Source organism: Pseudomonas sp. LBUM1679 (assembly GCF_059695565.1).
The window spans coordinates 256810-282156 of record NZ_CP166774.1 but is presented as its reverse complement, the minus strand read 5'-3'; the positions used below and the strand labels follow the sequence as shown (position 1 = coordinate 282156).

The 25347-nt window shown below is 59.4% G+C and carries 24 protein-coding genes; 10 read left to right on the top strand and 14 right to left on the bottom strand.

Annotation, left to right across the window (positions count from 1 at the left end):
• Positions 1 to 131 precede the first annotated feature (131 nt).
• Positions 132 to 455, top strand: coding sequence for a helix-turn-helix domain-containing protein (locus ACA062_RS01305; RefSeq protein ID WP_497454894.1), 324 nt, complete (start codon positions 132 to 134; stop codon positions 453 to 455).
• On the opposite strand, the gene ACA062_RS01300 is transcribed toward ACA062_RS01305, so the two are convergent.
• Both ACA062_RS01300 and ACA062_RS01295 read right to left on the bottom strand, forming a co-directional pair.
• Positions 452 to 799, bottom strand: coding sequence for a type II toxin-antitoxin system RelE/ParE family toxin (locus ACA062_RS01300; RefSeq protein ID WP_497454893.1), 348 nt, complete (start codon positions 797 to 799; stop codon positions 452 to 454). The genes ACA062_RS01305 and ACA062_RS01300 overlap by 4 nt on opposite strands.
• 131 nt (positions 800 to 930) lie before the next feature.
• Positions 931 to 1116 carry a hypothetical protein gene (locus ACA062_RS01295; RefSeq protein ID WP_497454892.1) on the bottom strand — a complete coding sequence of 62 codons (186 nt, stop codon included), beginning with the start codon at positions 1114 to 1116 and terminating at the stop codon, positions 931 to 933.
• 302 nt (positions 1117 to 1418) lie between these two features.
• Here ACA062_RS01295 and ACA062_RS01290 point away from each other — a divergent pair, with 302 nt between their 5' ends.
• On the top strand, positions 1419 to 1712 hold the full coding sequence (locus ACA062_RS01290; protein WP_497454891.1) for a DUF3077 domain-containing protein: 294 nt from the start codon (positions 1419 to 1421) through the stop codon (positions 1710 to 1712).
• A gap of 65 nt (positions 1713 to 1777) precedes the next feature.
• On the opposite strand, the gene fic is transcribed toward ACA062_RS01290, so the two are convergent.
• The 7 genes from fic to ACA062_RS01255 all read right to left on the bottom strand — a co-directional run bounded on the left by fic (position 1778) and on the right by ACA062_RS01255 (position 11013).
• Positions 1778 to 2902 carry a protein adenylyltransferase Fic gene (fic, locus tag ACA062_RS01285; RefSeq protein ID WP_497454890.1) on the bottom strand — a complete coding sequence of 375 codons (1125 nt, stop codon included), beginning with the start codon at positions 2900 to 2902 and terminating at the stop codon, positions 1778 to 1780.
• Positions 2903 to 3221: 319 nt separating this feature from the next.
• Positions 3222 to 3485 (bottom strand): type II toxin-antitoxin system RelB/DinJ family antitoxin, encoded by a 264-nt coding sequence (locus tag ACA062_RS01280; RefSeq protein WP_497457342.1) that lies wholly within the window; start codon positions 3483 to 3485, stop codon positions 3222 to 3224.
• 222 nt (positions 3486 to 3707) lie between these two features.
• A complete protein-coding gene (locus ACA062_RS01275) occupies positions 3708 to 4994 on the bottom strand; it encodes an OprD family porin (protein ID WP_497454889.1) in 1287 nt (428 codons plus the stop codon).
• Positions 4995 to 5314: 320 nt separating this feature from the next.
• Positions 5315 to 5560, bottom strand: coding sequence for a hypothetical protein (locus ACA062_RS01270; protein WP_497454888.1), 246 nt, complete (start codon positions 5558 to 5560; stop codon positions 5315 to 5317).
• Positions 5561 to 5804: 244 nt separating this feature from the next.
• Positions 5805 to 6911, bottom strand: a complete 1107-nt coding sequence (aguA, locus tag ACA062_RS01265; protein WP_497454887.1) for an agmatine deiminase — start codon at positions 6909 to 6911, stop codon at positions 5805 to 5807.
• Between the two features lie 5 nt (positions 6912 to 6916).
• A complete protein-coding gene (gene aguB / locus ACA062_RS01260; RefSeq protein WP_497454886.1) occupies positions 6917 to 7795 on the bottom strand; it encodes an N-carbamoylputrescine amidase in 879 nt (292 codons plus the stop codon).
• Positions 7796 to 8100: 305 nt separating this feature from the next.
• Positions 8101 to 11013: an aminotransferase gene (locus ACA062_RS01255; RefSeq protein WP_497454885.1), complete on the bottom strand. Its 2913-nt coding sequence runs from the start codon at positions 11011 to 11013 to the stop codon at positions 8101 to 8103.
• A gap of 131 nt (positions 11014 to 11144) precedes the next feature.
• Here ACA062_RS01255 and ACA062_RS01250 point away from each other — a divergent pair, with 131 nt between their 5' ends.
• From ACA062_RS01250 to ACA062_RS01240, 3 genes are read left to right on the top strand one after another with little or no spacing between them, the layout of a single operon-like run.
• Entirely contained in the window at positions 11145 to 12953 is a 1809-nt protein-coding gene (locus ACA062_RS01250) for a sensor histidine kinase (protein ID WP_497454884.1), read from the top strand.
• The gene (locus tag ACA062_RS01245; protein WP_497454883.1) at positions 12950 to 14344 is read left to right on the top strand and encodes a sigma-54-dependent transcriptional regulator; all 1395 of its coding nucleotides are present in this window, start codon (positions 12950 to 12952) and stop codon (positions 14342 to 14344) included. Before ACA062_RS01250 ends, ACA062_RS01245 begins: the two co-directional genes overlap by 4 nt.
• A gap of 40 nt (positions 14345 to 14384) precedes the next feature.
• Positions 14385 to 14840 carry a thioesterase domain-containing protein gene (locus tag ACA062_RS01240; RefSeq protein WP_497454882.1) on the top strand — a complete coding sequence of 152 codons (456 nt, stop codon included), beginning with the start codon at positions 14385 to 14387 and terminating at the stop codon, positions 14838 to 14840.
• Between the two features lie 109 nt (positions 14841 to 14949).
• Here ACA062_RS01240 and cysQ read toward each other — a convergent pair whose 3' ends face one another.
• Entirely contained in the window at positions 14950 to 15777 is an 828-nt protein-coding gene (gene cysQ / locus ACA062_RS01235) for a 3'(2'),5'-bisphosphate nucleotidase CysQ (protein WP_497454881.1), read from the bottom strand.
• Positions 15774 to 16340 (bottom strand): ADP compounds hydrolase NudE, encoded by a 567-nt coding sequence (gene nudE, locus ACA062_RS01230; protein ID WP_497454880.1) that lies wholly within the window; start codon positions 16338 to 16340, stop codon positions 15774 to 15776. Before nudE ends, cysQ begins: the two co-directional genes overlap by 4 nt.
• A 90-nt stretch (positions 16341 to 16430) precedes the next feature.
• Here nudE and yrfG point away from each other — a divergent pair, with 90 nt between their 5' ends.
• The gene (gene yrfG, locus ACA062_RS01225) at positions 16431 to 17093 is read left to right on the top strand and encodes a GMP/IMP nucleotidase (protein WP_497454879.1); all 663 of its coding nucleotides are present in this window, start codon (positions 16431 to 16433) and stop codon (positions 17091 to 17093) included.
• Positions 17094 to 17219: 126 nt separating this feature from the next.
• Here the strand turns inward: yrfG and lysM are convergent, their stop codons facing one another.
• Positions 17220 to 17669 carry a peptidoglycan-binding protein LysM gene (lysM, locus tag ACA062_RS01220; RefSeq protein WP_497454878.1) on the bottom strand — a complete coding sequence of 150 codons (450 nt, stop codon included), beginning with the start codon at positions 17667 to 17669 and terminating at the stop codon, positions 17220 to 17222.
• Between the two features lie 126 nt (positions 17670 to 17795).
• Between lysM and ACA062_RS01215 the strand changes: the two genes are divergently transcribed.
• The 4 genes from ACA062_RS01215 (at position 17796) to ACA062_RS01200 (ending at position 22801) form a co-directional block, all read left to right on the top strand.
• Positions 17796 to 18683 carry a LysR family transcriptional regulator gene (locus ACA062_RS01215; protein ID WP_497454877.1) on the top strand — a complete coding sequence of 296 codons (888 nt, stop codon included), beginning with the start codon at positions 17796 to 17798 and terminating at the stop codon, positions 18681 to 18683.
• Positions 18684 to 18775: 92 nt separating this feature from the next.
• Positions 18776 to 19630 carry a formate dehydrogenase accessory sulfurtransferase FdhD gene (gene fdhD, locus ACA062_RS01210; protein WP_497454876.1) on the top strand — a complete coding sequence of 285 codons (855 nt, stop codon included), beginning with the start codon at positions 18776 to 18778 and terminating at the stop codon, positions 19628 to 19630.
• Positions 19627 to 21975 carry an FdhF/YdeP family oxidoreductase gene (locus ACA062_RS01205; protein WP_497454875.1) on the top strand — a complete coding sequence of 783 codons (2349 nt, stop codon included), beginning with the start codon at positions 19627 to 19629 and terminating at the stop codon, positions 21973 to 21975. The genes fdhD and ACA062_RS01205 overlap by 4 nt, the downstream gene beginning before the upstream one ends.
• 346 nt (positions 21976 to 22321) lie before the next feature.
• A complete protein-coding gene (locus ACA062_RS01200; RefSeq protein WP_128873828.1) occupies positions 22322 to 22801 on the top strand; it encodes a glycine zipper domain-containing protein in 480 nt (159 codons plus the stop codon).
• A gap of 65 nt (positions 22802 to 22866) precedes the next feature.
• Here the strand turns inward: ACA062_RS01200 and ACA062_RS01195 are convergent, their stop codons facing one another.
• Positions 22867 to 23298: an acyl-CoA thioesterase gene (locus ACA062_RS01195; protein WP_497454874.1), complete on the bottom strand. Its 432-nt coding sequence runs from the start codon at positions 23296 to 23298 to the stop codon at positions 22867 to 22869.
• Between the two features lie 47 nt (positions 23299 to 23345).
• On the bottom strand, positions 23346 to 25274 hold the full coding sequence (locus ACA062_RS01190; protein WP_497454873.1) for a RecQ family ATP-dependent DNA helicase: 1929 nt from the start codon (positions 25272 to 25274) through the stop codon (positions 23346 to 23348).
• Between the last annotated feature and the right edge of the window lie 73 nt (positions 25275 to 25347).

Sequence of the window (25347 nt, the reverse complement as noted above, 5' to 3'; positions counted from 1 at the left end):
AGGGGAACATCATTAGTTACGCAGTGTAATGAGTTTGTCGTGCAGACAGAAAAACGTTTGCATCAAATGATCAATCAGCTAACCTTCATTTATCTTAAATTTTAGATATCCCCCCGAGAGGGTCATCGTCCATGACAATTCAATTCTTCGACAGCCCCTTCCATGTCACACATGACGAGGAAGTCGCCAGCAAAATGGCTTTGAAAATGGAGCTATCAATCTTCATCACTGACTGCATAAAAAAACTGGGCCTCAAACAGAGTGAAGCCGCAGCCCGGTTGAACGTGACCCAATCGCGCATCTCAGAGCTCACCACTGGCAAGATCGAGAAATTTACGATCGATGCAATGATGGACATGCTTGATAAACTCGGCTTCCGCACCACCTTTACATTGGCGTCCAACGACGCCGGTGCCTTGCCTCGGATCGTCATTTCACAAGCTCACACCTGTTAGACGTTGTGCCCCATTTTTCGAAGCTCTCTCTTCAGCTCCTTCAACCGGTCTTCCGCAACCGCCATCGCGTGACGATCGGTTCTGTTCGTCGTTTTCACGAACGAATGAAGGACAAATATCGTGTCCGCATACTTCGCAATGTAGATGCATCGGTAGGCCGGGCTGCCATTGATGATCAACTCAATAGCGCCTGCCCCCACAGAACTCAGCTGCTTTATTGCCAGCTCTGGATTCGCGCTGTACTGCAAACGCATCAAGTCTTTCCCGAAGTCATCCTGCACCCAGCCAGGTAAGTCCCTGTACTCCCGTGTTGCAGCCTCACTTACAAAAGCAAATTTCTTCAAAAGATGGATTCCTACCTGGAACAGCCGATGCCCTCCGAACGTCTCAGTAGACGATTGATGGGGGCTGCTTGGTAGTTATCGCTGGCTTTTTCTGCAGTAGGACTCAGCCTCTTTTGGTGTAGTCCGTCTTGTTACGTGTCGCATTTTTTCAGTGTCAGCGACACGTTTTGAAAACGTGTCGCTGACCACGACATGTGTGAATCGAAGCGCTCCTGCATGAACAACCTAACCTCAGCGATAGGAATGTCTTGCCTCTGATTCATGTCGCGTACAGATTCCAGTAAATCCTTTTGAAACTGATCCAGTTCAACGTCCATTCCTGATATCTCCTTCAGCAAGTCGTCGGCCATCAGCAGGCCTTTATATTATGCAAATTATTGCCCAGCCATAAAAATCACTAAGGTCTCTAACCCACGCCACCACCTAGCCACGATTGCGCATCCGTTTCCCTCAAGCTACTTTCAGTCCGTCGCTGCCAATTCAGCGACCGGGCCTGAGAACTCGAATCGATGCAGGAACCAATCGGAGTTCTCCTTATGAATATCTGCAACCCACTGCAAATTCTCGCTACTGCTACGCAGGCTCACGTCCACAACCGCCCAAACAGCGGAGGTGCACAATGACCAACCCCCAAGACCTGAAAACCATCGGCCTCACCCACTTCTCCTTCCACGCTAACGAACCGCTGTTCCGCATCAACGCCGGTGTCCCGGTGATCCAAGCCCTCTCTCACGCCTCCGATCTGCTCCACATCGCCAAGCTTCTGGCATCAGACGCCGCCATGGTTCGCGACACCGACCGGCATGCCTGGGCGTCTCATTATTTGCAGGATATGAGTAAGGCGATCATCGATGATGTGGTGAAGGTGCTCGACGCACCGTGTAACAACCGAGGCAGTAATCTCGCGTCATAAGCGAATCGCATGTATGAAAAAGCCCCGAATTGATCGGGGCTTTCTGAGTTTCAACAAACCACCTCTCAACCAACGTAACGCCTGAATTCGTTGCTGTCGCGAATGAGTAATTGCATCAGCTTCGGATGAATAAATAGCTTCTCCTTGCCCACCTGAACCTCTTCCAATACGCCAATCCCCACCAGCTCTTTCAGATACCGTGACGCAGCCTGGCGCTGAGCAATTTTCTTCTCGACCACATTGCTGATACGGCAGTAAGGCTGCTCGAAAATCACATCCACCAGTTCGCGTGTATAGGTTTTCGGCAGTTGCTCACGTACAAACTGCATGGTGTGTTCGGACAATGCACGGATGGCCGCAATCTTGGCCGTGGTCCAGCGAGCGGTCTCTTCTACGGCACTCAGCATGAACAACAGCCAAGGTTCCCAGGCTTGTTTGGTCGTGACTTCCAGCAAGAGCCGGTAGTAATCGGCACGGTAGGCAATGATGTAGCGGCTGAGGTAGAGGATAGGCAAGTTCAGGAGGCCTTCCTGGATCAAAAAAAGGGTGTTGAGGACCCGGCCGGTACGACCGTTCCCGTCGATAAAGGGATGGATCGCCTCAAACTGATAATGCCCGACAGCCATGCGAACCAGCGGATCGAGCTCGATTTCGTTGTGCAGAAAACGCTCCCAGTTGGCGAGAAGGTCGCGCACGTGTTCCTCCCCTTCGGGCGGGGTGTAGATGACTTCACCGGTGCGGTCATTCGCGAGCTGAGTGCCTGGCGTGCGGCGGATATCCAGTTTCACGCCTTTCAGGGTGCGACAGATTTCTACTGCGGTGTTGGTGGACAACGGTCTTTGGGCCAAGGATAGAAAGCCTTGGTTCAGCGCTGTTCGATAACGCAACGCTTCCTTGGTCGCCGGGTCCGCATGGTTTTCAGTGTCTTGGGCATGCTGGAACAGTAAGTCCGTGGTAGTGACGATACTTTCTATTTCCGAGCTGTCTTTCGCTTCCAGCAGGGGAATGGTATTGATCAGGACCGTTTGATTCGGAATCAGCTCTGCGGCCTGTTTCAACTCGGCCAGCGCGGTGCGTGCCTCAATGCATTTTTTGAGGACTGCACGTGTTTCCAGCTCGATTGCTGGCGGTAGCAGCGGCAGTTGGTTGTAGGGCCTGTCGGCCTGCCACGGCAGCAGCGGTTCGGTCATGGATGCGTTCCTGATCATTTTGTATGTTTTTTGAGCAGAGAGAGGCTTCACTCATGTCGCCAGTGTAGACATGAGGCCTTAACGTGTCGCAATTTTCCACTTTTTGCGACACGTCCTGGAAACATGTCGCCGCGGACGACATGTTGGCGACACGTGTTACCGAAACGGGATTTTGACGACATGAGCTCTGTGATCGCTTTTGGTAGGCGAGCCAGGCTTGCCCGTGATAGCGATCCTGAGGATGTCTTCGCCGGCAAGCCTGGCTCCTACAGAGTTCGGTGATCTAATCGACGATCACGGTTTGCACAGTGATACAGCGCTATCCGCACTCATCAGAAATCTCGTCCTTTTTCGAGCAAAATCGCTGGCGAATATCTCGTGCTTCCATCATGGCACTGGCCGTCTTCTCCGATGGTTGTCGCGGTTCGAACGGAAGCCCCTGAGTTGCTACGACCTGACGAAGAAAAAGATGCATGGCGTCACTGATACTCAGACCGCTGGCGTTCAAGACTTCAGCTGCACACGCCTTCAAATCCTTATCAATTCGACAACACACATATGTGGATTTCAACAATACAACCATAGTAATAACCACCATCAGTTGGATTTCTGGTCCAGCATTTTCAATCGTTCAAGCACACATTAAATATCAGCCTGATCCCTTTCGCGCTCCGAACCGTCCCGATTCAATGGAGGAAATTTCTGACTGCGCCGAGCTCTGAATCGCACCTACAAAAAAGCCCCGAACCAGTCGGGGCTTTTTCTTCCTCAGCCTTGCATCAGGCCTGCATACCGCAACCGATCATCAGAAAACGTTGATCGGGTAATCCACGAACACCCGTACTTCGTTGCCGCTGACGTTATATTCGCTGGATTTCTGCGACACGCGCAGGACCGAGCTGCGCAGTCTCACGCTCAGGTCTTTGGCCGCGCCGCTTTGCACGACGTACTTGAACTGGTTGAAAATTTCGCGCTCGGTGCCGCCTTCGCTGGTGGACGTGGTGATGTTGTCGCCACGCACATAGGCGACGTTGTAGGTCAGGCCTGGAACACCAAACGTGGTGAAGTCGAGGCCGTAGCCCAGCTGCCAGCTGCGTTCGTCTTCGGCGTTGAAGTCGGACCAGTAGGAGTTCGCCAGGTAGATGGTGTTGCCGCCGTCGCCGACACGACCTTGATCCTTCTGGTAGCCGCCATAGGCGTAGCCCAGGTTGCTGTCGCCCGTGCTGCGCTGATGCGCGAGGGTGAACGAGTGCGGACCGGTGGCGAAGGTGGCGGCCAGGCTCCAGATCTTGTTGTCATCCCCGGTGGCACCGCTTTCGCGAACGTAGGAATCGTCCAGCTTGGTGCGGTAGCCGTTGAAGTCCAGGGTCAGGGACTGATCCTTGTCGATCGGGATCGCGTAGTTGGCGTTCACGTATTGCTTCTTCAGCACGTCTTCGACGTCGGAGGCGTACAGCGCAGCCTTGAACTGCTCAGTGAACTGGTAGCTACCGCCCAACACGTTGATCGATTTCAAGCCACCGCTGTCACGGCCTTCCGCGCTTTTGCGCGATTCGGCGGTGAAGCGACCGGCGTTCAGCTCCAGGCCTTTGATCTCCTTGGAGGTGATCAGGGTGCCGGTGTAGCTTTCCGGCAGAAGGCGCGAGTTGTCGTAACTCAGCACCGGCAACACCGGCATCTGGTCGCCGTAGGTCAGCGTGGTGCTGGAGAGACGGAATTTGACCGCTGCGCCGCCCTTGGACAGGTCATCTGCCGCGCTGCCGCTGTCGCCCTTTTTAAAGAAGTCGATACCTTGTGCGCCGGTGCGACCTTTGCCGCCATCCAGCCGCAATGCGTACAGACCGAAGGCATCTACACCCACACCGACGGTGCCTTGGGTGAAACCGGACGAGAAGGTGCCGATGGCCGCTTGGCCCCACTCGGCTTTGTCCGGGTTGCCGTCCTTGTAGTCGCGATTGATATAGGCATTGCGCAGCAGCACTTTGAGGCTGCTGTCTTCAACAAAACCCTTGGATTCGGCCTGGTCGTTAGCCATGGCCTGTGTGGCACTCAACATCCCCAGAGCGATCAGGCTGATTCGCTTGTTCAACATTTTGTTCTTTTCCTTATTACGGGTTGATACGCGCTGTGTCCAACGGCTGAAACGGCGCTTTTGCGCTCTTTTTTCACCTTAAAACAATAAGGCCCGCCCACGAGGAAGTCGTGGCGGGCCTTATTGTAATTTTATGAGTCATGGCGGTTAGCCACAGGCGTTGGGCGAATCGTAGCCGCGCCGTTAACTGTGTGTCAATTTCATGAATCGTCTGTGAATAGGTCGAAATCGTCTAAGAAAAGATTTATCTGTGTTCGCACGCAGCTCAACTCAAACCATTTTACCTGCAGCGAAAATGGGCCAATGAGCTGCATAAAGGCTTACGAATTATCTGTTTGAGAATATTTCATTTGGCATCCTTCCATCACATCCCACAAGGCTTGCAGCTCCGCTTCGCTGAATAAACCGGCGGGATAGCGCTCGATCATCGTCCGGCGCGGATAAGTGTCTTTGATCGGATGCGTTCCATCGGACTTCAACCAGTGCGGCAGGATCTGGAGCGATTCGCTGTTTACTACCAGGGGATGCAACGCCCGCTCGCTCACTTCATTCACTTCGGCGTTCATTTCCACGCTCTCTCCAGGTTCGTGAGCGGCTAACTTATCCAGGGTTTATGACAGAACACCACAGTTCTCCCCTCCCTGCTTCACCACCAGGACAGATACAAGAGCTGTGCCAAGGAAACGGAATCGTCGACGGACGGAGACAAAAAAGCCCGCAATCCTGATGGGCTGCGGGCTCTTGCAAGGCTCTGAGGAGAAAACCTTGCCTGGTCGATTTTGCTTGTAACTCAAGCTGTTACAACTGCACTCATTCCTGGTGTGGCGCAGGCTGTTGTTGGGTAAGGCAGTGGATATTGCCGCCACCCAGTAACAGTTCGCGCCCCGGTACCATCACCACTTCGTGCTGCGGGAACAGCGCCTGCAGAATCTCTTTTGCCGGACCGTCCAATGGATCGTCGAAACTCGGCGCGATGAGGCCACCGTTGACGATCAGGAAGTTCACGTAGGAACCGGCCAGACGAACCGTCGGATTACGCTCCTGAGTGCCGTCCACCGGGTCGACACCTGCGCACTCCTCTTCGGTCGCATACAACGGCCCCGGAATCGGCATCTTGTGCACCGTGAAGGGGCGACCCTTGGCGTCGGTGCTGCCTTGCAACACTTTCATTGCGGCCTGGCAGCGCGGGTAGTTCGGGTCTTGCGGATCATCGGTCCAGGCCAACAGCACTTCACCCGGGCGCACGTAGCAGCAGAAGTTATCCACATGGCCATCGGTTTCGTCGTTGAATAACCCGTCCGGCAGCCAGATGATTTTATCCACAGCCAGATTCGCGCTGAGCACCGCTTCTATTTCTGCCCGGTTCATGTGCGGATTGCGATTGCGGTTAAGCAGGCATTCTTCAGTGGTGATCAGCGTGCCTTCGCCATCGACGTGAATCGAGCCGCCTTCGAGCACGAAGCCCTCGGTGCGGTAGCGCTGGCTACGTTCGATCTCGAGGATCTTGCCGCCCACCTGCGAATCACGGTTCCACGGCGAATACAGGCCTCCATCGAAACCGCCCCACGCGTTGAAGTCCCAATTCACACCACGGACTTCGCCACTGTTATTGATCACGAACGTCGGGCCGGTGTCGCGGACCCAGGCGTCATCACTGGACATTTCGACGACACGAATATTCGGCACGTCGAGACGGGCGCGAGCGTTTTCGTATTGACCGGCGGATACCGCCACGGTCACCGGCTCGAAACGGGCGATGGCTCTTGCAACCGCCACGTGCGCGGCTTGCGCCGGTTTGCCACCCAGGCGCCAGTTGTCCGGGCGCTCGGGCCAGATCATCCAGGTCTGGGTGTGTGGCGCCCATTCGGCCGGCATGTAAAAGCCGTCAGTGCGAGGGGTGCTGTTCAAAGTGGTCATAGCGATCAGGACTCCAGGGAACCGTCGAGGGTCTTCAGTGTGCCATACAGGTTCGGGCGACGATCACGGAACGTACCCCACGCGCTGCGGATGTGCTCCAGCTCATCAAGGTCGAAACTCTGGACCAGCACGCCTTCTTCGGTCTTGTCGAGTTCCTGAACCTTCTCGCCGAACTGGTTGGCGATGAACGACGAGCCGTAGAACGTGATGTCGTAGCCGTCCTGTTCTTCGTTGCCGATGCGGTTGCTGGCGATCAGCGGCATCAGGTTGGCGCCGGCATGGCCTTGTTGCACACGCTGCCAGTGGTCACGGGACGAAATGGTCTTGTCATGTGGCTCGCTGCCGATGGCGGTCGGATAGAACAGGATTTCTGCGCCTTGCAGCGCCATGCTGCGCGCGCACTCAGGGAACCACTGGTCCCAGCAGATGCCCACACCGATTTTCGCGTAACGGGTGTTCCAGACTTTGAAGCCGGTATCACCCGGGTTGAAGTAATACTTTTCGTGATAGCCAGGGCCGTCCGGGATGTGGCTTTTACGATAAATCCCGAGGTTGCTGCCGTCGGCATCGATGATCGCGATGCTGTTGAAACGAGCGCGGCCAGCCAATTCATAGAAGCTGATCGGCAGCACCACCTGCAGTTCCTTGGCGACTTTCTGGAAATGCTTGATAGCGACGTTGTCTTCCACGGTCGTCGCCAGCTGCAGGTAATCCGGGTTCGGCTTCTGGCAGAAGTAGGGAGCCTCGAACAGCTCCTGGATCAAAATGATCTGCGCGCCTTTGGCCGCGGCCTCACGGACCAGCTTCTCGGCGGTCTCGATGTTGGCTTCAAGGTCCCAGGAACAAGCCATCTGGGTAGCGGCGACGGTAACGATACGGCTCATGAATCGGCTCCTGAGCAAGTGCTTGAGGGTCGAGTGTGGCATCGACCGATGACAGAAACGGGACGCACCGGGTGTGGTGAGGCCACACCGTGGGCGACGACGACTTTATATCCGATAAATATCGGCTTTAAAAGCAATCATCCTTCCATCCGTCTTATTTTTTGCGCAGAAAACCGATAATAATCGAAATTACACAGCCCAATGTAGGAGCTGCCGAAGGCTGCGATCTCTTGATCTTCGCTTTTAACAGCAAGATCAAAAGATCGCAGCCTTCGGCAGCTCCTACAGGGGTTGAGCGGCAATACCTACAGACCTTCGGCGAGCACCTTCGCCAACATGTCGACAAAGAAATCCACACTCTGGCGTGAGGTGACCATCGGCGGTTTGATCTTGAGGATGTTCAGGTAATCGCCGGTCGGCTGCATGAAAATGCCCAGCTCACGGAGCCGATCACACAGCGCTGTGGTTTCTTGCGTCGCCGGTTCCAGGGTTTCACGGTTGCGAATCAGCTCGACGCCCAGATAAAAGCCGGAACCATGCACCGCGCCCACCAGCGGGTGAAGATCGATCAGCGCCTCAAGACGCTGCTTGAAATACCCGCCCACGACCTGCGCGTTTTCCCAGAGCTTTTCTTCCTCCATCACATCCAGCACCGCCATGCCGATCTGGCAACTGACCGGGCTGCCGCCAGCTGACGAGAAGAAGTACCCCTCGGCCTCCAGCGCTTCGGCGATTTCCTTGCGGGTGATGACTGCGCCCAGCGGCTGGCCATTACCCATGCCCTTGGCCATGGTGATGATGTCCGGCACCACGCCCTGCTCTTCAAAGCCCCAGAAGAAGTTGCCCATGCGCCCGTAACCGACCTGCACTTCGTCGGCGATGCACACGCCGCCCTGGGCGCGAACCAGCGCGTAGACCTGTTTCAAATAGCCCGGCGGCAGCGAGATGCCGCCGGCGTTGCCGTACACCGGTTCGCAGATGAAACCGGCGAGTTGACGTTGCTGCCCGGCAATTTTTGCCAGGTTGTGTTCGACACTGCGCACGTAGTCCGGTGCGCTGCCGGCGCCGCGGAATTCGCCGCGATAGGTGTTCGGCGCGGTCACCGGATGTACCCAGTCCGGGCGGCTGCTCAACGCCTTGGGGTTGTCGGCGATCGAGGTCGAGACTGCGTCCGCGCCCACTGTCCAGCCGTGATAGGCCTCCAGTACGCTGAGCATATCGCGCCCGCCGCTGTAGGCCCACGCCAGGCGAATCGCCAGGTCATTGGCCTCGCTGCCGCTGTTGACCAGGAATACGCGGTCCATGGAGTCCGGCGACAACTTCAGCAGGCGCTCGGAGAACTCGGCGATCGCCGCGTAGTTGAACCGCGAGTTGGTGTTGAGCAGCGACCACTGGCGGCTGGCGACCGCGGCCATGCGCGGATGACCATGGCCAAGCACCGCGACGTTGTTGAGCATGTCGAGGTAAGACCGACCCTGCATGTCGATCAGGTGATTGCGCCAGCCGCGTTCGATGCGCGGCGGGTCGAGGTAATAGTGTTTTTGCGTGCGGGCGAAACTGGCGTCGCGGCGCGCCAGCAATGTCGCCGAATCAAGCTCCTCTTGTGCATCGCAGGCCAGCCCGAGCAACGCCGCGGGCGAGGGGCACAACGCTTGCCAGGCAGCGGCGCGAGATGGCGTGCAAAACAGCGGCGCATCGAACGATGTACCTCGGCACAACTGCACCACCAACGGCCCGCTGACCGAACCCAGCACCTGGCCTTTGACCAGCGCCGCGCCGGTGAGCAGCGACGGCGTCACGCCCCATAACCGCACGCTCAATTGCGGGCCGTCCAGTTGCAACACGTTAGGCGCCGGCTGATGCACCACACCGGCAAACGGCGATTCCACAGCCGTGCCATGGGGCACTCGCAACTCGACGTGCAACGGGAAAGTGTCCGGTTCAATGGCGCTGTCCGGCCGGGTACGGGACAGCCGGTATTGCCCATAACGGCTGGCCGCCAGACCGTGAGTCGCAGCTGCTTCGGCCAATAGACGCTGGTCGATGCCTGCCTGCTCCCAGTTACCCGCGTCGAAATGCGGGCTGAGCACGCCCAAATCGATCAAGGCAAACTCTCGTCCCACCAGCCCCGGCAGCAGCGGGGCAAAACCTTCGCTGTCGATAGTCGCCAGGCCCTGACCGACCGCGGCAAGAATTGCCGCCTCCATCAACGCCAACGGCACCGAGGTGGCAACACGGAAAATTTCCCACTCATGGGTCAGGTTGTCGCGACTGTATGCGTTACCCGGATCGATACTGACCTGTTGCTCGCCGCTGAGCACCAGCACCGCCGCCCGCGCGACGATCAGCGGCCAGAGCGCCAGCAATTCGGCAGGCTGCAACGGATTGAGCGCGTGATAGGCCTGGACTGCCGGCAAGATGTAGAAAGGATCACCGCCGGCGTGATGCAACAACGCCGCGCACGTCACCGACAGATCGGTGATGCGCCAGGTGCGAACCAGGTCGCCGAAATCGATCACCCCCTGCAATTGCCATTGGCGCTGCGAATCGCGCTGCCAGACCACATTGTCGTCGGTGATGTCCATGTGGATGGCCTGCATCGGCAACTTATCCACAAGCGGCTGTAAATGGCGCTCCGCACGTTCGGCCACACCGGCGATCAGCGCGCGTTGCCGATCGTCCTTGATGACAGGCAGCAAATGGGCGATTAACGCGCTGGCATGGCGGGCATCCCATTGCAGCGTGCGTTCGAGGCCCGGATGATCGAAACCGGCCAGTGCCAGATCCATTTCGCCACACAGTCGACCGAACCCGGCCACCACTGAACCGGGCAGGTGATCCAGGTGCGTGAGCGACCGGCCTTCGATGTAATCGAGCAGGCGCACATGCACCGCTTGGCCGCCGACTTCCAGGGTCAGCAGGTCTGCACCATTGTTCGCCGGAATCACCCGTGGCACCTGCACCTCGGGATGTTCAGCCAAATGCCTGAGCCCTGCATGCTGGGCTTGCAGCTCCAGCGCTGAATAATCGCCACGGCAGATTTTCAGGACGAATTGCCCTTGATCACTGTCAACACGATAGTTGAGGTCCTGCTGACTGCCGAGGGCCTGCAACCTGCCGCTCAGCCCATAATGCCCTTCGAGCAGCTGCAGAGCTTGCGCCATAGACACTTGCGGAGCGGGCAGACTGGCGCGATGAATCAACGTGGCGAGCGGCATACAACGACCCCTGAAATGTTATTAGGCGCTTATATCGCCACTGCCGGAGACGATACGCAACCCCCACGGCGCGCAGACTGCGCCCGCAAGCCTAGGCATAATGCGCCTGTACCCACAGGCGCTGGATGCTCATGACTTCGACCCTTCCTCGCAGACCCCGCTGGCGCAGCCTGGCCCTGCTCGCACTGTGCCTGGCGCCATTGTTGTGGCCGCTGGAGCATCTGGCCGAGCGCTATTACCGCAGCGAACTGGCCGGACAGAACCGTCAGACCCTCGATCTCTACGTCGCCAACCTGCTGGGCACCCTGCACCGCTATGAAGTACTGCCGCAGATCCTCGGTGAGCTGCCGGCCCTGCGAGCCGTCCTTGGCGCACCGGACGATAGCGTCACCCAGGGCAACGCCAACCGTTTATTGAAAAACATCAGCGCCCAGACCGGCGCCGAAGTCATGTACCTGATGGACGCCACAGGCAAGACCCTGGCCGCATCCAACTGGGATAAACACGACAGTTTCGTCGGACGAAATTTTTCCTTCCGGCCCTATTTCAGCGAAGCCATGGAAGGACGGCTCGGACGCTTTTTCGGGTTGGGCACCACGTCGGCCAAACGCGGTTACTTCTTCGCCGCCGCAGTGCGCGATCGCGAGAACATTCGCGGCGTGCTGGTGGTCAAGGTTGACCTGGACCATACCGAAAGCCTCTGGGGCAAAACCCCGGAACAACTGCTGCTGACGGACCATAACGGCGTAGTCATTCTCACTTCACGGCCTGAGTGGCGATTCCGTTCGACCCGTCCATTGAGTGAAGAAGAGCGCAAGGCCATCATTGCGATTCAGCCCTACCCGACCCGCGATCCAAAACCGTTGAATCTCAACCCCGACGCCTGGCTGACTCAGACCCAACAGATTGACGAAATCGGTTGGAACGTCAGCATCCTCGCCCCCCGAACCCTGATCGATCGCCCGGTGCGCACTGTGGTCGCCATCGCTGGCGCGACACTGTTGGTGTTGATGCTGTTGCTCGGCCTGATGATGCAGCGCCGGCGCCACTACCTGGAACGGATCGCTTTCGAAGCCAAGGCCCGGCGCGAACTGGAAGGTCGGGTCGCCGAGCGGACCAGCGACCTGGAAGGCCTCAACCGGCGATTGAAAGAGGAAGTGCTCGAACGCGAACAGGCCCAACAGGAACTGGTTCGCGCCCAGGACGATCTGGTGCAGGCCGGCAAGTTGTCGGCGCTGGGCACGATGTCGGCGAGCATCAGCCACGAACTCAATCAACCGCTCGCCGCCATCCGCAGTTACGCGGAGAACGCCGAAGTACTGTTGGATCATCAGCGCACCGACGATGCCCGCGGCAACCTCAAGTTGATCAGCGAACTGACCGGGCGCATGGCCTCGATCATTGCTCACCTGCGCGCCTTCGCCCGGCGTGATCGCCACGCCCCGGAAAGTGTCGCCCTGCAACCGGCGCTGGACGATGCCCTGGCACTGCTGGCCAAGCGCCGACGCAGCATGGAAGTCGAACTGATCCGCGATTTGCCGGCCGCCACCCTGTGGGTCGAGGCCGGGGAAACCCGTCTGCGCCAGGTGCTGGGCAATCTATTGGCCAATGCCCTCGATGCCCTGACGGAAAAAGGCCCGCCGCGTAAACTCTGGTTGAGTGCCCAATCCACCGTTGACGGCGTCACGCTGTACATTCGCGACAATGGCCCCGGGTTCTGCCTGGAGGCACTGGGTCGCGCCAGCGAGCCGTTCTACACCACCAAGACCCGGACTCAGGGCCTTGGGTTGGGGCTGGCGATCTGCGAAACCCTGATGCGCGCCTTTGGCGGTGAACTGTCGTTCTCCAACCACAAGGAAGGCGGCGCCCTGATTACCCTGAAGTTGCGCCCAGGCGCACCGGGCGTGAGCCTGCAACCGTCCGAGGACCGAAGTGCATGACCATCGACAACCGCATCCAGGTGGTGTTGATCGACGACGATCCCCACTTGCGCCAGGCCCTGAGCCAGACCCTGGATCTGGCCGGGCTGAAGATCTTGCCGCTCGCCGAAGCCAAGGGCCTGGCCGGGCAACTGGAGCGCGACTGGCCCGGCGTGGTCGTCAGTGACATCCGGATGCCCGGCATGGACGGGATCGAACTGCTGACCGAACTTCACGCCCAGGACCCGGAGCTGCCGGTGCTGCTGATCACCGGTCACGGCGATGTGCCGCTGGCGGTGCAGGCCATGCGCGCCGGGGCTTATGATTTTCTGGAAAAACCCTTCGCCAGTGACGCGCTGCTCGACAGCGTACGCCGCGCGCTGGCCCTGCGCCGATTGGTGCTGGACAACCGTAGCCTGCGTCTGGCCCTGAGTGATCGTAATGCGCTGAGCGCACGACTGGTCGGGCAATCGGCGCCGATGCTGCGCCTGCGCGAACAGATCGGGGCATTGGCAGCGACCAGGGCCGACGTGCTGATCCTCGGCGAAACCGGTGCCGGCAAAGAAGTGGTGGCCAGGGCGCTGCATGACCTGTCGAGCCGGCGTAACGGTCCGTTCGTGGCGATCAACGCCGGGGCCCTGGCCGAATCGGTGGTTGAAAGCGAGCTGTTCGGCCACGAGCCTGGCGCCTTTACCGGCGCGCAGAAGCGTCGCATCGGCAAGTTCGAATTCGCCAACGGCGGCACCTTGTTCCTCGATGAAATTGAAAGCATGAGCCTGGACGTGCAGGTAAAGTTGCTGCGCTTGCTGCAGGAGCGCGTGGTCGAGCGCCTGGGCGGCAACCAGTTGATCCCGCTGGACATCCGCATCATCGCCGCGACCAAGGAAGACCTGCGCCAGTCCGCCGATCAGGGGCGCTTCCGTGCCGACTTGTATTACCGCCTGAACGTCGCGCCGCTGCGCATTCCGCCCCTGCGTGAGCGCGGCGAAGATGCGCTGATGCTGTTCCAGCATTTCGCCGACGAAGCCAGCGCCCGCCATGGTTTACCCCCCCATGAACTGCAACCGGGGCAACGCGCCCTGCTGCTGCGCCACACCTGGCCAGGCAATGTGCGTGAACTGCAGAACGCTGCCGAACGCTTTGCCCTGGGCCTGGAACTGGCGCTGGACAACAGCGCGCCTGACGCGGCGGCTGGCAGTACGGTAGAGATGGTCAGCGGCGGCCTCAGCGAGCAAGTCGAAAACTTTGAAAAGAGCCTGATTGCCGCGGAACTGGCGCGCTCTCACAGTTCCGTGCGCAGCCTCGCCGAAGCCTTGGGCATTCCGCGTAAAACCCTGCACGACAAACTGCGCAAGCATGGGCTGAACTTCGCCGACAGTGCAGCCCACACCACCAACGACGAGCTCGACTGAACTATCGTCAAACCATCATCGTCATGCCTGAGGCCCGTTAATGAACCGCGACAGCCGTCACCTGGAATCGATCCTTCACCACGACATTCCCCTGACGCGGGACATGGGTCTCACAGTACTCGACTGGCACGACCAGCAACTGCGCCTGCACTTGCCGCTGGAAGCCAACGTCAACCACAAGAGCACCATGTTCGGCGGCAGCCTGTATTGCGGCGCGGTGCTGGCCGGTTGGGGCTGGCTGCATTTACGTTTGCGTGAAGCCGGCGTCGAGGACGGGCATATCGTGATCCAGGAAGGGCACATCAGCTATCCGTTGCCGGTGACCGGCGATGCCACGGCGATTTGCCAGGCGCCGAGTGCGGCGGTCTGGAACAAGTTTTTGACGATGTATGAACGCTATGGTCGGGCGCGGTTGACGTTGCATTCACGGATTGTGAATGCGGGGAGTGAGGAGGACGCGGTGAAGTTTACCGGGCAGTACGTGCTGCACCGGTAAAGCAAAAGATCGCAGCCTTCGGCAGCTCCTACAGGGTTTCGTAGCGACCGGATATCCGGATTCACAACGATCCTTGTAGGAGCTGCCGCAGGCTGCGATCTTTTGATCTTCAGGCCCGAGCCAACGCCAACAGCTTCTCCCGCCACGCAGCCTTGGCCGGCAGCGCCAGGAAATATTCATTCAACAACGACTCCCGCGTCGGATAGCAGAACGGCTGACCGCTCAAGTCCAGTACCTCGCCCCCAGCCCCTTCCAACACACCCTGAGCCGCGGCCGTGTCCCACTGCGAAGTCGGCGCCAGGCGCGGATAGCAATCCGCGGCCCCTTCCGCCAACAAACAAAACTTCAGCGAACTGCCGATATTGGCCAAGTGCAGCTCACCCAGGCTGTCGCTCAAGCCGGCCAGCAACCGCTCCTGCTCCGGACTCGAATGCCGACGACTGGCCACGACCGTGAACGCTTCGCCCATCGCTGGAACCTCACGCACCTGAATCGGCGACGGCTCGCTACCCTGGTCGCCCCGCCAGGCGCCCAGCCCCGCGCCACCGACATAAAAGCGGCCGTTGGTCGGCATCGACACCACGCCAAACACCACCCGTCCCTGCTCGATCAACGCGATGTTGACGGTAAACTCTTCGCTGCCGGCGATGAATTCCTTGGTCCCGTCCAGCGGGTCCACCAGCCACCAGCGCTGCCAGCCAGCGCGGACGCTCAGCGGGATGTTGGCGTCCTCTTCAGACAACACCGGGATAGTCGGGTCCAGCGCGGTCAGCCCGGCCAGAATCGCATGGTGGGCGGCCAGGTCTGCGGCAGTGACCGGAGAGTCGTCAGCCTTGGCGGTCACGGCGGTGCCGATGCGCCAGAACGGCAGGATCGATTCCCCCGCCTTCAATGCCAGCTCGACCACCGGCGCCATCAACGGATGAGGGAAGTTCATGGCAGAAATACCCCGCGCTGAGTCAGCAGATCACGGACCAGATACAGCGACGCCAAGGCACGACCCTCAGTGAACCGCGGGTTCTGCGCCAACGCCGACAATTCACGCAGGTTGATCTTGTCCACGCCCATTGGCTCAGGCTCGTCACCTTCAAGACGTTCTTCGTACAGATCGGTGGCCAGCACCACCTGAATTTTCTGGCTCATGTAACCGGGTGACAACGACAATTCGGTCAGATGTTCCAGTTGCCGCGCGCCATACCCGGCCTCTTCCTTGAGCTCACGCTCGGCCGCCGCCAGCACGTCCTCGCCCGGCTCGATCAAGCCCTTGGGCAGGGACAACTCATATTCATCGGTGCCACCGCAGTACTCTTCGACCAGTATCGCGTGGTCCGCATCCAGCATCGCTACGATCATCACCGCGCCATACCCGGCGCCCTTGCCGACCAGTCGCTCATACGTGCGCTCCACACCGTTGGAAAAGCGCAACTGCAACGCTTCGACGCAGAATAAACGACTGGTGGCGACGATCTCGCGGGCAAGGATGGTGGGTTTCTGGCGCATGAGCGGCTCCTGGGTGATAGCGGGTTACTATACCCGGCCTATCCTGATTGTTTACCCCGGATATCTTTTTTACCGCTGGAGAAGTTTTTTATGTCCCTGCTGCCCTGGCACGACATCGACACCGTTCTGCTGGACATGGACGGTACGCTGCTGGACCTGCACTTCGACAACCATTTCTGGATGGAGCACCTGCCCCAGCGTTATGCCGAGTTGCATGGCGTAAGCCGGGCCATGGCCGAGATGGAATTGCAGCCTCTGTTCGAGCGTAATGCCGGGCAGTTGCAGTGGTATTGCCTGGATTTCTGGAGCGCCGAGCTGAAGCTGTCGGTGCGCGAGCTGAAACTGGAAACCGCTCACCTGATCGCCCTGCGCCCGGATGCGGACACGTTCCTGGCAGCGATCAAACAGGCCGGCAAGCGCGTGGTGCTGATCACCAACGCCCACCGCGACTCACTGTCACTGAAGCTGGAAAGAATCGAACTGGCGCCGTACTTCGAGCGTTTGATCAGTTCTCACGATTACGGTTTCGCCAAGGAAAACCCGCAGTTCTGGGATGCCTTGCAGGCGGACATCGGTTTTGATCCGGCGCGCAGCCTGTTTATCGACGACACCTTGCCGATCCTGCGCAGTGCACGGGATTTTGGCGTGGCGCATTTGTTGGCGGTGAGTGAGCCGGACAGTCGTAAGGGGCCCAAGGACACGGCGGAGTTTGCGGCGGTGGGGGATTATCGGGAGCTCATCGCAGGGCTTTAGACCGAGTCGCCTGTATCGCGGGCAAGCCCGCTCCCACAGGATCTGTGTCGTTCGCATCCTTCGTGAACGACACAGATCCTGTGGGAGCGTGGCTTGCCCGCGAAGGCCATCACACGGACTTGAGCCTTAATCGGGAATCCGCAACGACTGCCCCGGATAAATCTTGTTCGGATCCTTGAGCATCGGCTTGTTGGCCTCGAAGATCTTTTGATATTTGTTTGGATCGCCATACACACGCTTGGAAATGGCACTGAGCGTGTCGCCTTTCTCGACCGTGACAAACTTCGCCGGTGTGGCCACAGGTCCCGTCACCGTGATCTGGTCATCCACACCGCTGATACCGGCCACATTACCCAGTGCCAGAAGAATTTTTTCCTTCTCTTCCTGACTGGCGGCCTCGCCGGTGGCAATGATTTTCTCGCCCTCGACTTTCACCTGAATTTTAGACGTGTCGATTCCCGTCAGTGCATCCTTCACATGCTGGGTCAACTTCTCGCTGTTGGCCTCGGCCTTGTCCGGCGTCAGCGCATCGAGGATTTTTTCACCGGCATCTTTCAAAAAGCTGAAAAGGCTCATCGTGTTCTCTCCTTGGGAGTGGGGTCCAGAGGCAAAAGATTAGACCACGCCGGCAGTCCGCGATTGCCACCCGACCAATGACGCCGCTTGCTAGAATCGGGGGCTTCACCGCGCTCTGGAGCGAAGATGGACATCAAGCAGCTGAAATTCCTCATCGCCCTCGACGAAACCCGACATTTCGGCCAGGCCGCCGCGCGCTGCCACATCACCCAGCCGACCCTGTCCATGCGCCTGCGCAGCCTCGAAGAAGAACTCGAATTGCCATTGGTCAACCGTGGCCAGCGCTTCGAAGGCTTCACGGCACCAGGCGAGCGAGTGCTGGCCTGGGCACGCACCGTACTGGCCGCCTGCGATGGTTTGCAGGCCGAAGCCGCCGCCTGTCGCGGCAACCTGGTCGGCACCCTGCGCCTGGGCGTCGTGCCGCTGTCGAGCTTCGATCCGCTGCCACTGATGCAACGGCTGCACGCCGATCACCCGAACCTGCGCTTCGAACTTTCGTCCCTGAGTTCCGAACAGATCCTCGAACAACTGGCGAACAATCGCCTGGACATCGGCGTCTCATACCTGGAACGCCTGGACGGTGAGCGCTTCGATTCCCTGGCGTTCAGCGAAACCCGCATGGGCCTGCTCTACGATCAACGCTTCTACACCTTCGGCGAAGCAGCGTTGAGCTGGGAATCGTTGATCGAATTGCCGCTGGGCATGCTCACCAGCGGCATGCATTTTCGCCAGTCCATCGACCACAACTTTCACAGCCGCGGCCTGACCCCGCAGCCCTTGTTACAGACCGACGCCGTGCATCAACTGATACAAGCCGTGCACGGGGGGCTGTGTTGCGCCGTAATGCCGTTGGAGGGCGGTCTGGAAAACCTCACGGATCATTTGCGCCTGCAGCCGATTGAAAACGCACAGACCCTGGGCAAATTGGGGTTGATCATGCGTCGCAGCGCGCCACGTTCGGCATTGGCCGAAGCGTGTTTCGCGATCTACCAGAAATCGCCGACAGGTTCTTGATCGACGGCATCTATCGGTAGATCAGTAATAGCGATTAGACGCGACACGTTGACGCGCATAGGCTTGAAGCTGATCAAACCGTCGGTGATGCCATGAACGCCAAGCGTCCTGTCTGCGCGGCGCCTGCCCTCGAAACGCCCGCGCCCGCTGCCAGCCAGACCTACAGCTACAGCAACCTTCGCCAAACCGAAACGCAAAGCGCCGAATCGGACAGCACCGCGCTGGCCGAGGAAGTCGCGCTGGCGATTGCCTACAACGGCATCAGCCAGGCAGTGATGCTGGTGACGCCGACGGATCTCGAGGATTTCATCGTCGGCTTCAGCCTCGGCAGCGGCATCATCGAAGACGTCTGCGACATCTACGACATGCAACTCAGCGGCTCGGGCTCGGCGCAATACGCGCAAGTGACCATCGCCAACCGCGCCTTCTGGAACCTCAAGCAGCAACGTCGGCAACTGGCGGGCACCAGCGGTTGCGGGCTCTGTGGTGTAGAAGCGGTCGAACAGGCGTTGCCTGACCTCAAAGTATTGCCCGGCGCCCCCCTGCCGCCTGCGGAGTGGCTCGACGGTCTGCGCCAGCGCATCGGCGCGTTCCAGCCCCTCGGCCAGTACAGCGGCGCGGTGCATGCGGCGGTGTTCATGGACGCCAAGGGTGAATTGCTGCTGGGCCGCGAAGACATCGGCCGGCACAACGCCCTCGACAAGCTGATCGGCGGGCTGATCCGCCAGAAGATCCCGACTGAAGGCGGCCTGGCTATTGTCACCAGCCGTTGCAGCCTTGAATTGATCCAGAAAGTATTGCGCGCGGGTATCCAGACCCTGGTCAGCCTGTCGTCGCCCACGGGCCTTGCCGTGCAATGGGCCCGCCGCCACAACCTCAATCTCATCCATCTGCCCCAGAAAAATGCGCCGCGGGTCTACAGCCCGGCATTGGAGAATCAAGCGTGAGTCAACATCGTCAAGCCGACCAGAAACCCGTCCCCCGCTATAAGCCCTACAAAGGCCCGGCCGGTGGCTGGGGCGCACTGATCAGCGTGGCCCAGGCCTGGTTGACCAGCGACAACGCGCTGAAAAACCTGCGCATCATGCTCAAGACCAACCAGAACGGCGGCTTCGACTGCCCCGGTTGCGCGTGGGGCGATTCTCCGGAAAAGGGCCTGGTGATGTTCTGCGAGAACGGCGCCAAAGCGGTGAACTGGGAAGCGACCAAACGGCGGGTCGATGGTGCGTTCTTCGCGAAGCACAGCGTCAGTTCGTTGCTGGAACAGAGCGACTATTGGCTGGAATATCAGGGCCGTCTGACCGAGCCGATGAGCTACGACGCCGAGACCGATCGCTACAAGCCGATCAGTTGGGAAGCGGCGTTCGCGCTGATCGGTAAACACTTGCAAGGGCTGTCGAGCCCGGATCAGGCCGAGTTCTACACCTCGGGCCGAGCCAGCAACGAAGCGGCGTATTTGTATCAGCTGTTCGTGCGCGCCTACGGCACCAACAATTTTCCCGACTGCTCGAACATGTGCCACGAGGCCAGCGGTGTGGCGTTGGCGCAAAGTGTCGGCGTCGGCAAAGGCACCGTGACCTTCAACGACTTCGAACACGCCGATGCGATTTTTGTATGGGGCCAGAACCCGGGCACCAACCACCCGCGGATGCTCGAACCTTTGCGCGAAGCCGTGAAACGCGGCGCTCAAGTGGTCTGCATCAACCCGTTGAAAGAGCGGGGACTGGAGCGCTTCCAGCACCCGCAGCACCCGATCGAAATGCTCACCAACGGCGACAAGCCGACCAACACCGCCTACTTCCGCCCGGCGCTGGGCGGCGACATGGCGATCCTGCGTGGCATGGCCAAATTCCTGCTGCAATGGGAGCGCGACGCCCAGAAGGCTGGCGAACCCGCAGTGTTTGATCACGACTTCCTCAATGAACACAGCGTCAACGTGCTGGAATACCTCGGTGTCATCGACGACACATCCTGGGCGCAAGTCGTCGAGCAGTCCGGCCTGACACTGGTGGAGATCGAGCAAGTCGCTCGCATGTATGCCAAGGGCAAGAACGTGATCATGTGCTGGGCCATGGGCATCACCCAGCATCGCCATTCGGTGGCGACCATCCAGGAAATTGCCAACCTGATGCTGCTGCGCGGCAACATCGGCCGGCCGGGCGCCGGACTGTGCCCGGTGCGCGGCCACAGTAACGTGCAGGGCGACCGGACCATGGGCATCAATGAATGCCCGCCGGTGGCGTTCCTCGACTCGCTGGAGCGTCGCTTCCAGTTCAAGGTGCCGCGGGAAAACGGCCACAACGTGGTCGAGGCGATCCACGCCATGGCCGATGGCCGTGCGAAAGTGTTCATCGGCCTGGGCGGCAACTTCGCCCAAGCCACCCCGGACAGCACCCGCACCTTCCAGGCTCTGTCCAATTGCGACCTGACCGTGCAGATCAGCACCAAGCTCAATCGTAGCCATCTGGCTCATGGTAAAGACGCGCTGATCCTGCCGTGCCTGGGCCGCACCGACATCGACATCCAGACCGAAGGCCCGCAAGCGGTGACCGTGGAAGACTCGTTCAGCATGGTCCACTCTTCAAACGGTCAGTTGCAGCCGCTGTCGAACCAGATGCGCTCGGAGCCGGCGATCATCGCCGGTATCGCAGCCGCGACCCTGGGCAGCAAACCGGTGGACTGGCACTGGCTCGTGGCCGATTACAGCCGTATCCGCGACCTGATCGCCGACACCATTCCAGGCTTTCGCGATTTCAACGAGAAGATCCGCACTCCAGGCGGTTTCTACCTGGGCAACAGCGCCGCTGCCCGTCGCTGGAATACGCCATCCGGGCGGGCGAATTTCCGCCCGAACATCCTGCCCAGGGATCTGGTGCACGAACGCACTCGAGCCACTGGGGTGTTGCCGGACCTGATCATGCAGTCAATGCGTTCCCACGATCAGTACAACACCACCATTTATGGCCTCAACGACCGTTATCGCGGAGTGAAAGGTCAACGGGACGTCTTGTTTGTGAACGAGGCCGACATCATCCGCCTGGGGTTCAAACCAGGGCAGAAGGCGGACATTGTTTCGATCTGGGATGATGGCCGCGAGCGCCGGGTGAAAGGCTTTACACTGCTGGCGTTTGATATCCCTGCCGGGCAAGCAGCGGCTTATTATCCGGAAGTCAATCCGCTGGTACCGCTGGAAAGCGTCGGGGATGGCAGCCATACGCCGACGTCGAAGTTTGTGGCAATCCGGTTGGAAGCGGCGAGTGAGACTGGGCTCATCATGGCCAGGTCGGCTTAACGCGGCGTCTGAGCCGGCCTATTCGCGAGCAAGCTCGCTCCCACAGTTGACCGAGTTCATCCAGAAGGAACGCGATCGAAATGTGGGAGCGAGCTTGCTCGCGAAAGCGGTCGAACATTCACTGGATCTTCCGGATCAATTACTTTCCAATCGCCCACAAAAAAGGCCGTATTTTCACAAAAACGGCCATTCCGAAGTAACTAAAGACCGGCGAAAATCAGTTAAGTTCCGCCTAAAAAACAGTAACTTATAGAATTGTGTTGAAGTCGTGTTACTCGTCGGATTTCGATTGTAACAACCATGACACAGCCTCAGGATCGCGCCGTCATCCCCTTGAGGTTTCTCTATGAAGTTCTCCTCGATTCTCTTGTTGTCCCTTGGCCTGGTCAGTGGCTTCGCTTCTGCCGGCGGCACCACCGAAGCAGGTGTGGGCGGCGCATTGGGCGGGGTTCTGGGCTCGGTCGTCGGTCAGTCGTTAGGCGGCAGTACAGGTTCCACCATTGGCGCGGCCCTGGGCGGCGCGGGTGGTAGCGCAGTTGGCGCAGACAAACGCAGCCGTGGCGAAGCCGCCATTGGCGGTGCGTTGGGCGCAGCAGGCGGTAACGTGGTCGGCCGCAGCATGGGCGGCACCACCGGCAGCCTGATCGGCTCCGCAGCAGGTGGCGGCGCCGGTGGCGCGCTGGGTAACTACATGGGCAACAAGAGCGATGACGACGATGATGATCGTCGCAGCCGTGGTGATCGTCGCTACCGTGGCGACAACCATGATCGTGGTAACCACTACGGCCATCGCAAGCATCATCACAAGAAGTACCGCCGTCACTGAGGCCTGCATGGCTTCAGACAGGCAGATAAAAAATCGCAGCCCGAGGGCTGCGATTTTTTTGCCCGTCAAACCACCAACTGCTCCAGCGACCCGCGCAACGCGGCAGGGATCGCCACCGGCAGATTCGATGCCCGATCCACGAACACATGAACAAAACGCCCCGCCGCACACGCCTCCGCCTCCCCGGCCTTGAACACCGCCAGCTCATACTGAACCGAACTGTTGCCCAGCTTGCCCACGCGCAAACCGACCTCGATCCGGTCAGGAAAGGCGATGGAGGCAAAGTAATCGCAAGCCGAACTCACGACAAAACCCACGACTTCACCGTCATGGATATCCAGGCCGCCGACTTCGATCAGATAGGTATTCACCGCCGTGTCGAAGAAACTGTAGTAGGTGACGTTGTTGATGTGGCCATAGGCATCGTTGTCATGCCAGCGCGTGGTGATGGGTTGGAAGTGGAGATAGTCGGTGCGTTGGGGCATCGGGGTGGACATCTATGTCGGTTCCTGGAGTTGGATGGCGAGTTTAAGGCGAAAACAGGTCAGAAGTGCATCTCGGCCCATTCCCGCACTTGGCCATAGGGATAATCCTCCAGCGCCGCAAACCCCGAAATCGACCGCGCCTTGAGCTTGGTAAACAGCGGTACGCTGATCCCGCACAAAAACCGCGTCACACGCTCGGCCGATGGCACGCTGGCGGTGTGCTGCTCATGCCTGAGGATAAAATTGCCGCACAACGCTTCGAAGTTTTTATCCACAAGCGCCGGCAGCTCGGGTGGTGCCGGCAGTCGCGCCACCTGCCCGTGACACACCGAACAATGTCCGCATTGGCGCGGCGCATTCTCGTCACCGAAGTACGCCGCCAGGCGATAACCCAGGCAATGGTCGGTGGCGAACAGCTCGAGCATGGCGTGAATCCGCGCGATTTCCGTGCGTTCATGCTGGGTGAAACACGCGTGCAGCTCGGCGCTCAGGGCTTCGCTGTCGAAATCCGTTTGCAGCAGGCTGTAGACATCGGTCATCTGCTTGCTTTCAAGCTCGACCCAACCCTTCTCCTGGAAATAATCCAGCGCCTTGACCACTCGATTGCGCTCGGCTTGATACTGCTGGTACAGCGCATCGAAATTCACCGTGGCCCAGCTCCGCGCACGGGTGGAGGTCTGGATGATCGCCGCGACGAAGTCCCTGCGCTCACCCTCGAAACGCGCCAGCAAAAACTCGGGCTCCTGCAGATACTTGAAGCGGTATTCGGCGTAATAGGCATAACGCGGTGCGATGATCCCGCGCAGCTCCAGCTGCACCAGCAAGGTCTTGAGCGGCAACTGGCGAATGTTGCTCTGATCCGCCAACGGCCCCAGCAGAAACTCCCACTGCCCCTCGGGCGCGGCGGCTTGCAACTCATCCAGCACGCAACGGATGCCGTCCAGTTCCGGCGTGTCGCCGTAGACGAAGTTTTCCAGCACATTGAGGCTGTCGCGGTTGGCCAATACCAGGCAGTCGGACGGCTGTCCGTCACGCCCGGCGCGGCCGATTTCCTGGCTGTAGTTTTCGATGGATTTGGGCAGGTCGAAATGCACCACGTTGCGGATGTCACTCTTGTCGATGCCCATGCCGAAGGCGATGGTGGCGACGATGCAATTGGACTGTCCGCCCATGAATCGCTTCTGTATCGCTTCCCGCTGCTCATGTGGCAGGCCGGCGTGGTAGGCCTCGGCCTGAATGCCGTTGCGGCCCAGGTGTTCGGCGATGTGCTCGGCGGTTTTCTGCAGGGTGACATAGACGATGCTCGGCTGGCCGGGACGCTGGCTCATCCACTCGACGAGACGCCGGCGTTTGTCCTGCCCGCGCACCGGCTCCACCAATAGATTGAGGTTGGGCCGATAGAAGCCGGTGGTCACCACATCGTCCGGGGCGATGGCGAATTTGGCTTCCATATCGGCGATCACCCTGGGCGTCGCCGTGGCGGTCAGCAGCAGTGCCTGAGGGATGTTGAACTGGCGCTGGTAGTCGGGGAGCTTGAGATAGTCGGGGCGGAAGTTGTGGCCCCACTCGGAAATACAGTGGGCCTCGTCCACCACCAGCAGCGAGATCGGCACCTGCTGCAGGAAATTGCGGAAACGTTCGTTTTTCAGGCGCTCCACGGAAATCATCAAAATCTTCAGCTCGCCGGACTTCGCCCGGGCCATCACATCGTTGGCATCCTCGCGGCTCTGGGCCGAATCGATACTGCCCGCCGCAATGCCGTGGCGTTGCAGGAAGGCCAATTGATCCTGCATCAGCGCCAGCAACGGCGAGACCACCAACGTCAGGTGCGGCAGCAACAAGGCTGGCAATTGGTAGCAAAGCGACTTGCCGGAGCCCGTCGGAAAAATCGCCGCCGCCGAGCGCCCGGCCAACACCGCGCTGACCGCCGCTTCCTGGCCGGGCCGAAACTGTGGATAACCGAAAACCTGTTCCAGGGTGTTGTGCATAAGCTGTCACTCCGTTGACTGCGGCGATGCCAAAAGCCTAGCCGGCGATCGCTGCGAGTCGAGAAAAGGTCTG

What these genes read in the sequence shown, in the direction of transcription:
- ACA062_RS01240 (WP_497454882.1), top strand. Translation starts at nt 14,385, where the DNA reads ATGAACCGCGACAGCCGTCACCTGGAATCGATCCTTCACCACGACATT.
- ACA062_RS01190 (WP_497454873.1), bottom strand. Translation starts at nt 25,274, where the DNA reads ATGCACAACACCCTGGAACAGGTTTTCGGTTATCCACAGTTTCGGCCC.
- ACA062_RS01250 (WP_497454884.1), top strand. Translation starts at nt 11,145, where the DNA reads ATGACTTCGACCCTTCCTCGCAGACCCCGCTGGCGCAGCCTGGCCCTG.
- ACA062_RS01200 (WP_128873828.1), top strand. Translation starts at nt 22,322, where the DNA reads ATGAAGTTCTCCTCGATTCTCTTGTTGTCCCTTGGCCTGGTCAGTGGC.
- lysM (WP_497454878.1), bottom strand. Translation starts at nt 17,669, where the DNA reads ATGAGCCTTTTCAGCTTTTTGAAAGATGCCGGTGAAAAAATCCTCGAT.
- ACA062_RS01275 (WP_497454889.1), bottom strand. Translation starts at nt 4,994, where the DNA reads ATGTTGAACAAGCGAATCAGCCTGATCGCTCTGGGGATGTTGAGTGCC.
- ACA062_RS01255 (WP_497454885.1), bottom strand. Translation starts at nt 11,013, where the DNA reads ATGCCGCTCGCCACGTTGATTCATCGCGCCAGTCTGCCCGCTCCGCAA.
- ACA062_RS01295 (WP_497454892.1), bottom strand. Translation starts at nt 1,116, where the DNA reads ATGGACGTTGAACTGGATCAGTTTCAAAAGGATTTACTGGAATCTGTA.
- fdhD (WP_497454876.1), top strand. Translation starts at nt 18,776, where the DNA reads ATGAACGCCAAGCGTCCTGTCTGCGCGGCGCCTGCCCTCGAAACGCCC.
- aguA (WP_497454887.1), bottom strand. Translation starts at nt 6,911, where the DNA reads ATGACCACTTTGAACAGCACCCCTCGCACTGACGGCTTTTACATGCCG.
- ACA062_RS01280 (WP_497457342.1), bottom strand. Translation starts at nt 3,485, where the DNA reads ATGGTTGTATTGTTGAAATCCACATATGTGTGTTGTCGAATTGATAAG.
- ACA062_RS01270 (WP_497454888.1), bottom strand. Translation starts at nt 5,560, where the DNA reads ATGAACGCCGAAGTGAATGAAGTGAGCGAGCGGGCGTTGCATCCCCTG.
- nudE (WP_497454880.1), bottom strand. Translation starts at nt 16,340, where the DNA reads ATGCGCCAGAAACCCACCATCCTTGCCCGCGAGATCGTCGCCACCAGT.
- yrfG (WP_497454879.1), top strand. Translation starts at nt 16,431, where the DNA reads ATGTCCCTGCTGCCCTGGCACGACATCGACACCGTTCTGCTGGACATG.
- cysQ (WP_497454881.1), bottom strand. Translation starts at nt 15,777, where the DNA reads ATGAACTTCCCTCATCCGTTGATGGCGCCGGTGGTCGAGCTGGCATTG.
- ACA062_RS01305 (WP_497454894.1), top strand. Translation starts at nt 132, where the DNA reads ATGACAATTCAATTCTTCGACAGCCCCTTCCATGTCACACATGACGAG.
- ACA062_RS01245 (WP_497454883.1), top strand. Translation starts at nt 12,950, where the DNA reads ATGACCATCGACAACCGCATCCAGGTGGTGTTGATCGACGACGATCCC.
- ACA062_RS01195 (WP_497454874.1), bottom strand. Translation starts at nt 23,298, where the DNA reads ATGTCCACCCCGATGCCCCAACGCACCGACTATCTCCACTTCCAACCC.
- ACA062_RS01290 (WP_497454891.1), top strand. Translation starts at nt 1,419, where the DNA reads ATGACCAACCCCCAAGACCTGAAAACCATCGGCCTCACCCACTTCTCC.
- fic (WP_497454890.1), bottom strand. Translation starts at nt 2,902, where the DNA reads ATGACCGAACCGCTGCTGCCGTGGCAGGCCGACAGGCCCTACAACCAA.
- ACA062_RS01215 (WP_497454877.1), top strand. Translation starts at nt 17,796, where the DNA reads ATGGACATCAAGCAGCTGAAATTCCTCATCGCCCTCGACGAAACCCGA.
- aguB (WP_497454886.1), bottom strand. Translation starts at nt 7,795, where the DNA reads ATGAGCCGTATCGTTACCGTCGCCGCTACCCAGATGGCTTGTTCCTGG.